The sequence below is a fragment of the Bhargavaea massiliensis genome, from assembly GCF_018390575.1.
GTDB lineage: Bacteria > Bacillota > Bacilli > Bacillales_A > Planococcaceae > Bhargavaea > Bhargavaea massiliensis.
This window is the reverse complement of sequence record NZ_JAHBCJ010000009.1, coordinates 29,071-43,280: the sequence shown is the minus strand read 5'-3', so window position 1 is coordinate 43,280 and position 14,210 is coordinate 29,071. Positions and strand designations below refer to the sequence as shown.

The window sequence follows — 14,210 nt, the reverse complement described above, 5'->3', positions numbered from 1 at the left end:
GCAAGGAAAGGGGCAACATTCATGAATAAAGGATTCTGGATCGGAATCGGCCTGACGCTTCTGCTTGCGGTGCTCGCAGAGCTCGCGGCCGGCCTTCCATATATATCGCTGATCGGGCCGCTCGTGTTTGCGATCCTGCTCGGCATGCTCTGGAATACATTCTTGCCGGTGAAGGATGAGTGGGGGAGCGGACTCAAGTTTGCCTCGAAAAAACTGCTCCGGGCGGGGATCATCCTGCTCGGGATGCGGCTGCATCTCGGTGACCTGGCGGAGGCCGGCTGGACAGCTTTTGGGCTCGCGGCCATCAGTGTGGCCGTCGGGATCGCAGCGGTCTGGGCTGCGGCCAAACTGCTGAAGTCGGATCCGGCAATCGGGTTCCTGACCGCGGCGGGCACGGGTATCTGCGGAGCGGCTGCGATCGGCGCGGTTTCTTCTCAGGTCAAGTCCAAGCCGGAAGAGACCGCGGTGAGCGTAGCGATCATTTCAATCGTGGGGACGCTGTTCACTTTCGCCTATGCGCTTCTGCACCCGGTCATGGGACTGACCGAGAAGCAGTACGGCCTGTTTGCCGGCGGTTCGCTGCATGAGATTGCAAACGTCGTCGCGGCCGGGGACGCGGCAGGGGCCGAAGCGCTTGATTTTGCGCTTGTCGTCAAACTGACACGCGTCGTCCTCCTTGTCTTTGTCGCGGCGGGCATCGGCATTTATGCCGCCCGGAAGATGAAGAAAGAAGGACAACAGGGAGGGCGCCTGACGTTCCGGGAACTGCCGATACCTTGGTTTATCCTCGGCTTCCTCGCCGTCAGCGCCGTCCACACAACAGGGATTGTGCCGGAAACGGTCGCCGCGCGCCTCGTCGACCTTGCTTATCTGCTGCTGGCGATGGCGATGGCCGGCATCGGCCTGGGGGTCAGTTTTAATGCGTTCCGGAAAGCGGGATTCAGGCCGTTTGCCGCCTGCCTGATCGGTTCGCTGGTATTGGCTGCCATCGTCTATGGCTATGTACGGCTCGTCGTTTGATGAATAGTTGAACCCCTGCAGCGAAAGTGGCTGCAGGGGTGTTTTGGGTTTTTCGGGATAAGTGAGCTGAGAGTGACGATTCTGCCAGTGAGTATGACGATTCATCACTTGAGAATGACGATTCGCCTCTCGAGAGTGACGATTCCCTGTTTGAGAATGACGATTCGCCGCTTGGCATTCACTCACACGTTAAAGTACCGTGCGTCCGGGTGGGCAAACACGATTGCCGAGACCGAGGCTTCCGGTTCCATCATGAATTCCTCGGTCAGATGGACACCGATGTCTTCGGGCTTCAGGAGGCCGAACAGCTTCGCCTGGTCCTCCAGGTTCGGGCATGCGGGATAGCCGAACGAAAAACGCTGACCCCGGTAGCGGGCGGCAAACCGGTCCTGCATCGTGAAGTCGGTCGCGTCCGGGAAGCCCCACTGGTCGCGGATCTCCTGGTGGATCCGTTCGGCAAAGCCTTCCGCGAGTTCAAGCGCGGTGGCCTGGAAGGCATGGCTCTCCAAGAATTTGCCGTCGGCTTTCAGCTTCTCGGCGAAATCGCGGACGCCATGTCCCGCTGTCACCTGCATCAGCGCGATATAGTCCATTTCGCCGCTGTCCACGGGTTTCAGGTAATCGGCGAGGCACAGGAACGGTTCCTTTTCCTGCCGGGGGAACGAAAAGCGCTCGATTTCCCGTCCGCTGCCTTCCGGGTCGTAGACGACGACATCATCCCCGTCCGCCTGAGCGGGGAAAAACTGATACAGACCGGAGGCGCGCAGGTTGCCTGACTGGAGAAAACTGGTGACCAGTTCCAGTAGCTCATGGGCCCTCGGCTCGCCTTCTTCGAGCATTTTGTTGACGTTGCCCCGGAGTCCGAGGTGGTGGCCGATCAGTGTCCGCATGTTGACATACGGGTAGAGGTGCGAAACGGAGTAGTCCCGGATAATCCGGCGCCGCAAGTCTTTCGGCGCCATCACACTGACATCACTGCGGACGGTCCGGACCGGCCGGGTTGCAACGGCCACCGCGGTTCCGCGCGATTCCCGGTAGGCTTCGGTTTCACGGCGCTTGTCGAGCTGCTGTTCGATTTCCTCCAGCAGCTTCTCGCGGCTGCCTCCCTGCAGGCGGTTGGCAAGGTCCAGCCCCTGCATCGCGTCTTTGGCATACAGGACGGGCCCGTCGTATTCCGGCATGATTTTTGTTTCTGTGAAGCGGCGGGTAAGTGCCGCCCCGCCGACCATGATCGGCAGGTTGATCCCCGCCGACTTGAAGTCTTGGGCGGTCAGCACCATTTGCTGGGCGGATTTGACGAGCAGCCCGGACAGGCCAACGATGTCCGGCTTTTCTTTGCGGATCACATCGATCAGTGTCGCGGGCGTCACCTTGATGCCAATATCCACCACTTTAAAGCCGTTGTTGCTCAGGATGATGTCGACGAGGTTCTTGCCGATATCGTGCACGTCGCCCTTGACGGTGGCGAGCACGATTTTCCCTTTGCCGGAATCATCCTCTTTTTTCTCCATGAACTGTTCGAGGAACGACACCGACGCCTTCATCACCTCGGCGCTTTGGAGCACTTCCGCGACAATCAGCTGGTTGTCGTTGAACAGCCGGCCGACCTCGGCCATGCCGTCCATGAGCGGGCCGTTGATCACATCAAGCGGGGTATCGTAAAGCTGCAGTGCCGCTTCAAGGTCCGGGATGAGGCCTTCCTTCGTGCCCTCGACCACATAATAAGCCAGCCGCTCAGGCACGGTTTTCGGGATGTCGTCTTCTGTTTTCTCCTTCTTTTTGTCACGGTAAAAGTCGGTGAATTCGGCGAGCGTCTCGTCGGTCGTCCGGAACAGGAGATCTTCCGCCATGGTGATTTCTTCTCTTGAAATCGAAGCAAAACGCTCAAGCTTTTCCGTGTTGACAATGGCATAATCGAGGCCCGCCTGTGTGCAGTGGTACAGATAGACGGCGTTCAGCACTTCCCTGCCTACTGGGGGAAGGCCGAACGAGACGTTTGAGACGCCGAGCGTCGTAAGCGTGCGCGGCATTTCCTGTTTGATCAGCCGGATGCCTTCAACGGTTTCGGTGGCGGATCCGATGTATTGCGCATCGCCGGTGCCGACAGGGAAGACGAGCGGGTCGAAGATGATATCTTCGGGGGCGAGACCCCACTTTATCGTGAGCAGGTCATACGAGCGCTTGGCCACTTCCAGCTTGCGCTCGCGTGTGAGCGCCATCCCGGTTTCGTCGATTGTCCCGACGACGACGGCCGCTCCGTACTTTTTCACGAGGGGCATGACCGCGTCGAACCGTTCCTCGCCGTCTTCAAGGTTGATGGAATTGATGATCGCCTTGCCCTGCGTATGCTTGAGCGCTTCCTCAATGACATTTTCGTCAGTCGAGTCGATCACGAGCGGGACCTTCACTTTTTTCACGACTTCCTGCATGAACGCCTTCATGTCGGCCAGCTCGTTGCGGTCCGGGTTTGCGAGGCAGATATCAATTACGTGCGCACCGCCTTTAACCTGGGCGCGTGCGATTTCCGCGGCTTCCTCGTACTTTTCCTCGACGATCAGCCGCTTGAATTTGCGCGAGCCGATGACGTTCGTCCGCTCGCCGATCAGGAGCGGGCGCATCGAGTCGTCGTACAGGAGCGGCTCGATGCCGGATACGGCGTGGCCATGGGCTTCTTCCGGCCGCTTCCGGGGCTCGAGCCCATCGACCGCCGTGCGTAGGGCGCGGATATGGTCCGGTATCGTGCCGCAGCAGCCGCCGACCATGTTGAGCCAGCCTTTTTCTGCGAAACCTTTCAGCTTCAGTGACAGGGACTCAGGAGATTCATGGTAACGTCCTTCATGGTCCGGAAGCCCGGCGTTCGGGTAACAGGTGACGTAGGAATTCGCCAGCTCGGACAGAGAACGCAGATGGTCGGTCATGAACTCGGGGCCGGTTGCGCAGTTCAGCCCGACCGACAGCGGCCGGATATGCTCGATCGACAGGTAAAACGCCTCGATCGACTGGCCGGCAAGCGTCGTGCCCATCGGCTCGATCGTCCCGGAGATCATGATCGGCAGCTCGGTCCCTGTTTCAACGAAGGCGCGGCGGATGCCGATCGTGCCGGCTTTGACGTTCAGCATGTCCTGGCTCGTTTCCATGAGCAGCAGATCCGCACCGCCCTCGATCAGCGCCTTGGCCTGAACATAGAAGTGCTCCGACAAGTCCTCAAAAGTGGTGCCGCCCGTGACGGACAGCGTTTTGGTCGTCGGCCCTATTGCTCCCGCGACAAACCTCGGCCATTCCGGCGTCGAGTAGGCATCGGCCTGTTCCCTGGCGAGAATGGCCGCTTGCCGGTTGATTTCTTCTGCTCTGTCGCCGAGATCGAATTCATCCAGGACAAGCGGAGTGCCGCCAAACGTGTTGGTGGAGATGATATCGGCGCCTGCTTCCAAGTAGGCGGCGTGGATGTTCCGGATTACGTCGGGACGGGTGAGATTGAGGTTTTCGTTGCAGCCATCGTAGGCTTCCCCGCCGAAATCTTCAGGGGACAGGTCCTCGGCCTGCAGCATTGTTCCCATCGCCCCGTCCAGAAGGAGGATGCGCTCGTTCAGCTGTTCGTTAATTCGTGATGTCGGCATAGGATTGGGACTCCTTTCGTCGGTCGATCTGCTGGATGTGGCGGAAAAGGTCGAGCGTCATTTCGTAGCGGAGAAACGGTGTGATCAGGTAAATGCCGTTGAACAGCTCCGCCACAGTATCGATCAGCTCCTTGGCGATCTGAACGCCTTCCGCCGCTCCTGCCGCGCGGTCTTCACCGCATGCCCGCATGCGTTCCAGCACTTCATCGGACAGCTGGATGCCCGGCACTTCGTTGTGGAGGAACTCGGCGTTCCGGATATGCGTGAGCGGCATGATGCCGATGAAAATCGGGACGCCGAGGTGTTTGGTTTCTTCGTGGATCTCGATGACCGTTTCCTTGGAATAGACCGGCTGTGTGATAAAATAATCCGAGCCCGCTTCGATCTTCTTCTCTAGCCTGCGGACCGCTTTGGACAGCACCTTGACGTTCGGGTTGAACGCAGCCGCGACAGAGAAGTTCGTCTTTTTCCGGAGCGATTTGCCGGAAAAGGACATGCCTTCGTTCAACCCCTTGATCAGGCGGATCAGCTCCATGCTGGAGACGTCGTACACATTCGACGCGCCCGGGAAGTCGCCGACTTTCGCCGGGTCTCCGGTGATGGCGAGGATATCGCCGATGCCGAGCGCATCCAGACCCATCAGATGCGACTGCAGGCCGATCAGATTCCGGTCCCGGCACGTAATGTGGATCAGCGGATGGACACCATGGCGGTGTTTGAGCAGCGAGCCCATCGCCACATTGCTGATGCGCGGGGAGGCGAGGGAGTTGTCCGCCAGCGTGACCGCGTCGATTCCCGCTTCATACAGCGTCTGGGCGGCATGAAAGTAAGCGTCCGTCTCAAGGTGGCGGGGAGTGTCCAGTTCGACGATGACCGTCCGCCTTTTTTGGGCCTGCACATGGATCGGCTCACGGGAAAGGGGATCGGCTTCCCGGATTTCCTGCGGCATTCGGGGCACCACGTCTTTTTCCATCACGGGGGCCAGCCCCTCCAGGTGTTTTTTCGCTTCCCGGATATGGTCGGGCGTCGTCCCGCAGCACCCGCCGATCAGCCGCACCCCTTCATTTCGCAGCCGGACAGCAGAACGCCCGAAGTAGTCGGCGCCTGACGAATACACGAACCGGCCTTCCCGGAGCGCGGGCAGGCTTGCATTCGGAGCGGCCGACAAAAAGGCGCGTTCCGGCAGTTCCGCCTGCTCGAATGCCCGGATCGTATGAAACGGGCCAAGCCGGCAGTTGACGCCCACGACATCGGCTCCTTCCGACTCCAACAACCGGAACGCGTCATTCAGGCTGGTGCCGTTTTGAAGATTTTCCGGTTCTTGAAGGGACACTTGCGCGACAATCGGCAGCTCCGTCAGCTTGCGCAACCGCCGGACAACGGCCGCCAGCTCGTCAAGGTCGTAATACGTTTCCAGCAGCAGGCCGTCCGGATCGCCCTCCAAAAGAACCGCCGCCTGGCGAACCGCGGATTCCACAATCTCCCCGAGTTCCGGCCCATTATTCTGAACACCCCGCACCCCGCCGATCGTGCCGAGGACATATCGTCCGTCCGGAGCGGCATCCTTCGCCAGGCGGATCGCCGCCCGGTTGATCGCCTCCATCTGGCCCTCGAGCCCATAGCGTCCAAGCTTGAACAGGCCGGCCCCGTAAGTATTGGTCTGGATCACATCCGCTCCGGCCTCCACATAGTCACGGTGAATTTTCGAGACCGCGTCCGGACGCGTCACGTTCAGTTCCTCATAGCAATAATCGATGCCGTAGGAATACAGCAGCGTGCCCATGGCGCCGTCGGCCACCAGGATGTCGGACTTTAATCGGTCAAGCAGTTTCATGAATGGTCATTCCTTTCATCGGGAATCCGGAAAAACAAAAAAGCCTTCCTGCAAAAACAGGAAGGGCTTGATGCGCTTTTTGTCCTTCCTTATCTTCCGGACACAAATCGGTCCGCTGGAATTAGCACCTTGCCGGATTCCGGCGGGTTGCTGAAGCTTCTTCGGGCCAGCCCCTCCACTTCTCTTGATAAGAAAACGTATTCGGTTGAACCGGGCGGCAGGAACCCCGGGGATAGCTCTTTGACACAATATACAGACAAATGTTAATTCAGTCAATAGACAAAAAGATGATAGGGGAAGGGCGGAACCGCTGCAGTCAGCCGGGCAGGCCAAAACAAAAACAGCGCGCGGTCCCAAAGCAGGGGCCGTGCGCTGTTTTTCTGTAAGCTTATTCAAAGACGTGATAGTTCTTGTGCGACACGACGGTGCGGTCGGAAGGCACGCCGATCGCTTCGGCGTCATCTTTCGTAATCTGCACGATGACCGAGTTCTCGAGAATTTTATCAATCTTCCCGATCACCTCATGATCGTTACGGACGAAAGAAATCACCTCGCCCACTTTACGTGCTGCGACAAACGGCGACTGATCTTTCTGCTTTGCAGGAAAAGCCATCCTTATCCACCCCTTTGAAATTTCTTGGCAAAAAAGAAAAAGCCCGGGTCAAATCCCAAGCATGAGTACGGGAGCGGCGAAATTGCCGGCCCTCCGGACAGGTTGTCCATATACGATTATATCATACTTTGTATTTTTTTGCTTGAATCAGCATTGATTTGACGAAAACAACTGTTTCCTTGGCAGTCCAGGCATTGTACAATGGGGGCAACAATGCATGGACCTTGAATGAGGCCATGACAAGGGGGAAAACGTGATGGTTAAGAAGGAAACTGGCGATCCCCGCTTCAGGGTGGCCCACCGAGAGGCATGGATCGGCGTCGGACTGGCGCTGTTCAACTTCATCTGGTGGTTTGGATTCGCCTATGGCCTTGGTTCCAGGCCAGTCGAGGAATACACCTACATCTGGGGACTTCCGGACTGGTTTTTCTACAGTTGTGTGCTCGGGTTCGTGGTCGTAGCGGTACTCGTCGTGATCGTGGTCCGTTTCTTTTTTACAGAAGTTCCGTTTGAGGAAGAGGAGGGTGCGCAATGAATTGGGCAGTGATTATTCCGCTCCTCATTTTCCTGGTCATCATCTTTTTCATCGGTATCTGGTCGGGCCGTAAGGGGGCAAAGGTAGCCGACGCCGATTTTCTCCAAGATTACTTTCTCGGCGGACGAGGTCTCGGAGGGTTCGTCCTGGCGATGACCATGGTTGCGACATACGGCAGCGCCTCGAGCTTTCTCGGCGGTCCGGGTACCGCCTACACGATGGGCTTCGGATGGGTCCTGCTCGCGATGACACAGGTCGTCACGGGATATTTTGTCCTCATGGTGCTCGGTAAGAAGTTCGCGATCCTCGCCCGTCGTTATGACGCACTGACGCTTGTCGACTTCCTGAAGGCACGATACAACAGCGCGCCCGTCGTCATCTTGTCGGCCGCTGCCATCATCATCTTTTTGTTTTCGGCAATGGCTGCCCAGTGGATCGGTGGTGCCCGCCTTGTCGAATCACTCACGGGAGTCAGCTATAATACGGCACTCTTCATTTTCGCCGTTTCGGTCCTTGTCTATGTGACGATCGGCGGGTTTCGGGCCGTTGCTGTCACGGATGCGGTCCAAGGCGCAGTCATGGTCCTCGGCACACTTATCCTCCTGATCGGGGTCATCATCGCAGGCGGGGGGATTCCGAACATCATTGCAGACCTGGTGTCGGAAAATCCGAACTTGGTCACGCCGTTCGGCGCGGACGGCAATCTCGGAATGGCCTATGTGTCTTCGTTCTGGATCCTGGTCGGCGTCGGTGTCGTCGGCCTGCCGCAAATCGCCGTCAGGTCGATGTCCTACAAGAATTCCCGCTCTATGCACCGTGCGTTGATCATCGGTACCGTCGTCACAGGGGTGATTATGCTCAACATGCACCTGATCGGTGTATTTGCAAGACCAATCCTGCCGGGCATCGACGTCGGCGACAAAGTCATCCCGCTGATTGCAATGGACGTCCTGCCGGCCTGGCTGGCGGGCATCGTGCTTGCAGCACCGATGGCTGCGATCATGTCGACGGTCGACTCCTTGTTGATCCTGGTCTCATCGACCGTCGTGAAAGATGTTTATCTGAATTACATCAGGCCGGAAGCCGGCATTAAAACAGTCAAGCGCATCAGTTTCGGTGTCACCGCGCTTCTCGGCGTCATTGTCTTTATCTTGGCGCTTGACCCGCCGGATCTGCTGATTTTCCTGAACCTGTTTGCATTCGGCGGTCTGGAAGCGGCATTTATCTGGCCGATCGTCCTCGGTCTCTACTGGAAGTACGCCAACAAATACGGCGCCATCGCTTCGATGGCCACCGGGATGGTCAGCTATATCGCAATCTATCAGTGGAGTTCCATAAATGGGAATTTGTTTGGCATGCACCCGGTCGTTCTTCCGGTGGTCTTGTCACTTATCGCCTTCGTTGTCTTCAGTCTGGTGATGAAACGGGAAGCGTATGACTTCAGCCTTGCGGGCAAAGGCGGGGCATGACTGAACCGGAGATATTTTCGATTCAATAGGAAGCGCCCCTTCCGATTTTCGGAAGGGGCGCTTCTCATTTTTTATTCAGGAGAGCGCTGTACATGAACCGGAGCCTGTCCAAGCCCTGCAGCTTCCTGCTTCTTCCGGTAAAACACGAAGTAGATGCCGACGACACCCAGCGCGACGAGGGTGGTCAGGATGACCTGGATCTGCATGGACGGGATAAAGAACATCGCCAGGTAGATGCCTGCGACAGCGATGATTGTCGCGTATGTCAGGTAAGGGAACAGCCACATCTTGACCGGCAGGTGGCCGCGCTCCTGCTCGAGCCGCTTCCGCATTCGCAGCTGCGAGACGCTGATGATCAGGTAGACAAGAAGGGCGACCGCTCCGGACGAGTTGATCAGGAATAGGAAGACCTTATCCGGCGAGATGAAGTTCATGATGCACGCGACATAAGAGAATACGGTGCTGAAAAGGATCGCGCGCACCGGGACGCCTTTTTTGCTGAGCTTCAGGAAGTACTTTGGAGCATCTCCCTTTTTGGCCATTCCGAACAGCATCCGGGAGTTGGCGTAGAGTGCTGAGTTAAGGCAGCTGAGCACGGCAGTCAGAACGACAAAGTTCATGATCTGGGCGGCTGCCGGAATGCCGATATGGTCTAGTACGGCAACGAACGGGCTGACCAGGATGTTTGCTGAGTTCCACGGCAGGAGCGTCACGACGACTGCAATCGAACCGATATAGAAGATGAGGATTCGCCAGACGACGCTGTTGGTCGCGGTTCGAACGGAGCGTACAGGATTCTCTGATTCACCGGCTGCGATGGCGACGATTTCGGTGCCCATGAACGAGAAGATGACGACCGTGATTCCGAGCATGATGGCGCCGAATCCGGACGGCATAAACCCGCCTTCACCGATCAGGTTGACCGTGCCCGGAGCCTCGATGCCCGGGTACCATCCGAACAGGACGGCAACTCCCAGTACGAGGAAAATCGTGATGGCAACGACTTTGATGAGGGAGAACCAGTATTCAAATTCACCGAATGCCTTGACGGAGAACAGGTTCGTCGCAGTCAGCGCCACCGTCAGGATGAGGCTCATGAGCCAGATCGGGAAGTCCGGGATCCAATACTGGATGATGGCCGCGCCGGCAAGTGCCTCGATGGCGATGACGACGACCCAGAAAAACCAGTACAGCCAGCCGATCGTGAATCCTGCCCACTGCCCGATGGCCTCATTGGCGTAGGTCGAGAACGAGCCGCTCGTCGGGTACGCGGCGGCCATCTCGCCAAGCATCCTCATGACCAGGACGACGATCAGTCCGGCAAATGCATAGGAAAGAATGGCGCCCGGACCGACGGAGTTGATGACCGCGCCGCTCCCGATAAAGAGGCCCGCCCCGATCACTCCTGCAATCGAGATCATCGTGATGTGGCGTGTTTTCAAGTCTGACTTCATGCCTGGTTGCCCGGAGGAACCGGGGTCTGTCTGATTTTCTAAGGTCATTAAAAAATCCCCTTTCTCACTGACTGCAATTTAGGAAGCGCTTTCATGAATTGCTTGAAGATACTGACTTTCTCTTATCATAGTGAACCGAAAAGGCCAAAGGAATAGACAAGACGTTAAATGCTCGTTCGGAATGGGTGACGGAATGTAAAAACCCGCCCGGATAACCAGGGCGGACAAAATTAATTGACTCGGCACTCAAAGTACCGGCAACTGTTCTTCAGGTTCGTTCCGTTCCAGCATCCGGTACGCCTGCACAGCAACTTCCAATGCGAGCCTGTTGGCGGGCTCCATAAAATCGGGGCCGAGCAGGCCCTCAAGTTTTCCGAGCCGGTGATAAAGCGTCTGGCGGACGATGAACAGGCGTTCCGCCGCTTCTTTCTTGGCGCCGCCGCATTCCAGATAAACGACGAGTGTCTCGAACAGGCGGCATTCATGGCGGGCGTCATGTTCAATCAGCGTTCCAAGATAATCGTCGACATACGTCTCCAGCTCGCCGCTCCGTTTCAATAGCAGCAGCAGGCGGTGGATTCCGAGCCCTCCATAGAACACCGACTCCGCGATGCCTTCCTTCTGAAGCTGGATGACATCCTCGGTTTCGCGGTAAGCCCGCCGGATGTCGGAGAGGTCCTGATAAGTCTTGCTGATGCCGAATCGGCTATTTTCAAACTGCGGCGGCATGTTCCGAAAGTCACGAATCAGCGGCCGGAACCGGTCGTCGCTGCGGCTTTGCTGCTCTTCCGAGATGAAAAATGCGATGACGGTCATCTCATTTTCACCTGATGTAATAGCGGGGAAGAACCCGTGCCGCTGGAACAGGCTCCTGATGAACAGTGCCCGGTGGACGAGTTCTTCTTCAAGCAGGTCCTGTGACGGGAACGGCGCATTCGGCTCAAGGCGGATGCTGAACGCCCGGTAATACATGTTCCTGCTGTGCGCGGGAAGGACGGAGCGGATTGTATCGGGGTCCACATGGCGATCGGTAATGAGGTTACGGACTACTTTATCCTCCAGGTTCTGTTTGCGTTCTTCGACCGTCCGGTTGCGGAGGAGCACCTGGGAAATAGCAAGACTTGCACGGTCCAGGATCAGAAAATAGAAATCCTCCCGGAGCGGCTCGTCCATGCCGAGGAAGAGCCGCCCCCATATCTGGCCTGGTCCCCGTACCGGTACGCTCGCATACCGCCTGGCCGCAATTTCCACATAGCGCCCGGTGTCCTCCAATCCGCCATCAGCATCGAGGCGGGCCCGCAGCAGGGCTTCGCTTTCTTTGGCCTCCGACGGATAAAAGTAAGGGGCCGGCCGGTCTGTAATGAAGATGGCCTCGCGCCGGAAGTAGGAATGGAGCTCCTGGAGAATCTTCAGGATGCCATTAGATGTAAGGGACAGTTCGATGAATCGCCCGGACAGCCGGTCCAGTTCTGAAATCATCTTATGATGCCGGTTGATCAACGCTGTATGGAGGTCATGCGTAATGTCGACGAACCGGATCACTTCTTTGAATACGATGATCGGAAAGCCAAGCTTGTCCGCGAGCTCCAGCACATCCGGGGCAATCTGTCTCGAAGGATCAGACAGTTCGATGCACAGTGCGGATGCCCCCAGTTCATTAAGCTTCCGGATATAGGAAAGCTGCGTCTCCAGGTCCAGTGCCATACTGATGCCTGTCGTCAGGATCAGTTCACCGCCGTTGATCAGAGATTCAAATTCACGGACTTCAAGAATATGCGACCAGCGGATCTTCCGGGAAAGGCCGGAGGCACCTGCGGCCAGTTGGGCTTTCCGGAAAGACTCCCGTTCCAGTATGTCCCGGACAGTCAGCTCGATGTTCTTCACATTCAGCCACCCTTTCGTTAAATCCCAAAGCCTCTCTATTTGACACATTGTAAAATGACAAACATTCTGATAGTTTGTACAGTAGATTATGAAGTGAACAAGTCAGACCGTCAAGATGACCATTTAACCATGAGGAGGAGTTATCAATGGAAACAGCAGCTGTAAAAACGCAAACGCTTTCAAACTATATCGGTGGACAATGGGTCAAATCGACCACAAAAAAATATGAAGAAGTCCCAAATCCGGCAACAGGTGAAATCATCGCCGAAGTCCCGATTTCCACTAAGGAAGATCTCGACAAAGCAGTTGCCGTGGCGAAAGAGGCATTCAAAACCTGGAAAAAGACACCGGTACCACAGCGTGCACGGGTCATGTTCAAATTCCAGCAGCTGCTCGTCGAAAACTGGGATGAGCTTGCGCGTCTCGTCACGATCGAGAACGGCAAAAGCTTCACTGAAGCGCACGGCGAAGTGCTCCGCGGCATCGAATGCGTCGAGTTCGCCGCAGGCGCGCCGTCACTCATGATGGGCCAGCAGCTTCCGGACATCTCGAAAAACATCGAGTCCGGCATGTACCGCTATCCGATCGGCGTCATCGGCGGCATCACGCCGTTCAACTTCCCGATGATGGTACCTGCATGGATGTTCCCGCTCGCCATCGTCGCAGGAAACACGTTTGTCCTGAAGCCGTCCGAGCGCACGCCGCTCCTGGCAAATCGCCTGGCAGACCTTCTTAAAGAAGCAGGCCTTCCTGACGGGGTATTCAACATCGTCCATGGCGCACATGACGTCGTCAACGGCCTTCTCGAGCATAAAGACGTTCCGGCCATTTCTTTCGTCGGCTCCCAGCCGGTGGCGGAATATGTCTACAAGACGGGCACGGCACATGGTAAGCGCGTCCAGGCGCTGGCAGGCGCGAAAAACCACTCGATCGTCATGCCGGATGCGGACCTCGACAATGCGGTCAAGAACATCACGGGCGCAGCGTTCGGATCCGCGGGCGAGCGCTGCATGGCTGCCGCAGTCGTCGTTGCGGTTGGTGACGTGGCGGACGAACTCGTCGACCGGCTGAAAAAAGCGGCAGACGACATCACGATCGGCAACGGTCTTGAAGACGATGTATTCCTAGGCCCGGTCATCCGCCCGGCCCATAAGGACCGCACAATCGGCTACATCGAATCAGGCGTTGAAGAAGGCGCGAAACTCGTTCGCGACGGCCGCAACGACAAGTCGAGCTCCGAAGGCGGCTACTTTGTCGGCCCGACGATCTTTGACGAAGTCACACAGGAAATGAAGATCTGGAAAGACGAGATCTTTGCACCGGTCCTGTCGGTCGTCCGTGTTGACACCCTCTCGGAAGCGATTGAATTCGCGAACGCCTCGGACTTTGCAAACGGTGCATGCCTGTACACCGACAGCGCATCGGCAATCCGCGAATTCCGCGACGACATCGATGCCGGCATGCTCGGCGTCAACCTCGGCGTACCGGCACCGATGGCCTTCTTCCCGTTCTCGGGCTACAAGAAGTCCTTCTACGGCGACCTCCACGCCAACGGCAAAGACGGCATCGAGTTCTATACACGGAAGAAGATGCTGACTCAAAGGCACTGATAGAAAAGCGGAGCGGGCCTGTTCAGACCCGACAGGCATAAGACGGAATGCGGCGCGGGTCCTGACCCGCAAAGCAGGCCGGCTTATGACCCCGAGGGTTTGGCCCGTGCAGCTGGACAATAGAAAAGCGGAGCGGGCCTGTTCAGACCCGACAGGCATAAGACGGAATGCGGC

9 protein-coding genes and 1 riboswitch are annotated in these 14,210 nt (G+C 57.2%); of the genes, 4 read left to right on the top strand and 5 right to left on the bottom strand.

Going from position 1 to position 14,210, the window contains the following annotated elements; translation table 11 throughout:
- Positions 1–21: 21 nt before the first annotated feature.
- Complete coding sequence (locus KHA84_RS13190) at positions 22–1,020, top strand: YeiH family protein (RefSeq protein WP_236823282.1); 999 nt, start codon at positions 22–24, stop codon at positions 1,018–1,020.
- 182 nt (positions 1,021–1,202) lie between these two features.
- Here the strand turns inward: KHA84_RS13190 and metH are convergent, their stop codons facing one another.
- The 3 genes from metH to KHA84_RS13175 form a co-directional block, all read right to left on the bottom strand.
- Positions 1,203–4,637 carry a methionine synthase gene (metH, locus tag KHA84_RS13185; protein ID WP_213423982.1) on the bottom strand — a complete coding sequence of 1,145 codons (3,435 nt, stop codon included), beginning with the start codon at positions 4,635–4,637 and terminating at the stop codon, positions 1,203–1,205.
- Positions 4,618–6,471, bottom strand: coding sequence for a bifunctional homocysteine S-methyltransferase/methylenetetrahydrofolate reductase (locus KHA84_RS13180; protein WP_213423981.1), 1,854 nt, complete (start codon positions 6,469–6,471; stop codon positions 4,618–4,620). Before KHA84_RS13180 ends, metH begins: the two co-directional genes overlap by 20 nt.
- 86 nt (positions 6,472–6,557) lie before the next feature.
- A riboswitch (SAM riboswitch) is annotated at positions 6,558–6,665 on the bottom strand.
- A 194-nt stretch (positions 6,666–6,859) separates the two neighbouring features.
- Positions 6,860–7,084 carry a DUF2187 family protein gene (locus KHA84_RS13175; RefSeq protein WP_092094101.1) on the bottom strand — a complete coding sequence of 75 codons (225 nt, stop codon included), beginning with the start codon at positions 7,082–7,084 and terminating at the stop codon, positions 6,860–6,862.
- Between the two features lie 256 nt (positions 7,085–7,340).
- Between KHA84_RS13175 and KHA84_RS13170 the strand changes: the two genes are divergently transcribed.
- On the top strand, positions 7,341–7,619 hold the full coding sequence (locus tag KHA84_RS13170) for a YhdT family protein (protein WP_213423980.1): 279 nt from the start codon (positions 7,341–7,343) through the stop codon (positions 7,617–7,619).
- On the top strand, positions 7,616–9,088 hold the full coding sequence (panF, locus tag KHA84_RS13165; RefSeq protein WP_213423979.1) for a sodium/pantothenate symporter: 1,473 nt from the start codon (positions 7,616–7,618) through the stop codon (positions 9,086–9,088). The genes KHA84_RS13170 and panF overlap by 4 nt, the downstream gene beginning before the upstream one ends.
- Positions 9,089–9,159: 71 nt before the next feature.
- On the opposite strand, the gene gabP is transcribed toward panF, so the two are convergent.
- Together gabP and KHA84_RS13155 are read right to left on the bottom strand one after the other, a co-directional pair.
- Positions 9,160–10,590 (bottom strand): GABA permease, encoded by a 1,431-nt coding sequence (gene gabP, locus KHA84_RS13160; RefSeq protein WP_419465605.1) that lies wholly within the window; start codon positions 10,588–10,590, stop codon positions 9,160–9,162.
- Between the two features lie 198 nt (positions 10,591–10,788).
- Entirely contained in the window at positions 10,789–12,426 is a 1,638-nt protein-coding gene (locus KHA84_RS13155; protein ID WP_213423978.1) for a PucR family transcriptional regulator, read from the bottom strand.
- A gap of 146 nt (positions 12,427–12,572) precedes the next feature.
- Between KHA84_RS13155 and KHA84_RS13150 the strand changes: the two genes are divergently transcribed.
- Positions 12,573–14,036, top strand: coding sequence for a CoA-acylating methylmalonate-semialdehyde dehydrogenase (locus KHA84_RS13150; protein ID WP_213423977.1), 1,464 nt, complete (start codon positions 12,573–12,575; stop codon positions 14,034–14,036).
- Positions 14,037–14,210 lie beyond the last annotated feature (174 nt).

What these genes read in the sequence shown, in the direction of transcription:
- KHA84_RS13190 (WP_236823282.1), top strand. Translation starts at nt 22, where the DNA reads ATGAATAAAGGATTCTGGATCGGAATCGGCCTGACGCTTCTGCTTGCG.
- metH (WP_213423982.1), bottom strand. Translation starts at nt 4,637, where the DNA reads ATGCCGACATCACGAATTAACGAACAGCTGAACGAGCGCATCCTCCTT.
- KHA84_RS13180 (WP_213423981.1), bottom strand. Translation starts at nt 6,471, where the DNA reads ATGAAACTGCTTGACCGATTAAAGTCCGACATCCTGGTGGCCGACGGC.
- KHA84_RS13175 (WP_092094101.1), bottom strand. Translation starts at nt 7,084, where the DNA reads ATGGCTTTTCCTGCAAAGCAGAAAGATCAGTCGCCGTTTGTCGCAGCA.
- KHA84_RS13170 (WP_213423980.1), top strand. Translation starts at nt 7,341, where the DNA reads ATGGTTAAGAAGGAAACTGGCGATCCCCGCTTCAGGGTGGCCCACCGA.
- panF (WP_213423979.1), top strand. Translation starts at nt 7,616, where the DNA reads ATGAATTGGGCAGTGATTATTCCGCTCCTCATTTTCCTGGTCATCATC.
- gabP (WP_419465605.1), bottom strand. Translation starts at nt 10,590, where the DNA reads ATGACCTTAGAAAATCAGACAGACCCCGGTTCCTCCGGGCAACCAGGC.
- KHA84_RS13150 (WP_213423977.1), top strand. Translation starts at nt 12,573, where the DNA reads ATGGAAACAGCAGCTGTAAAAACGCAAACGCTTTCAAACTATATCGGT.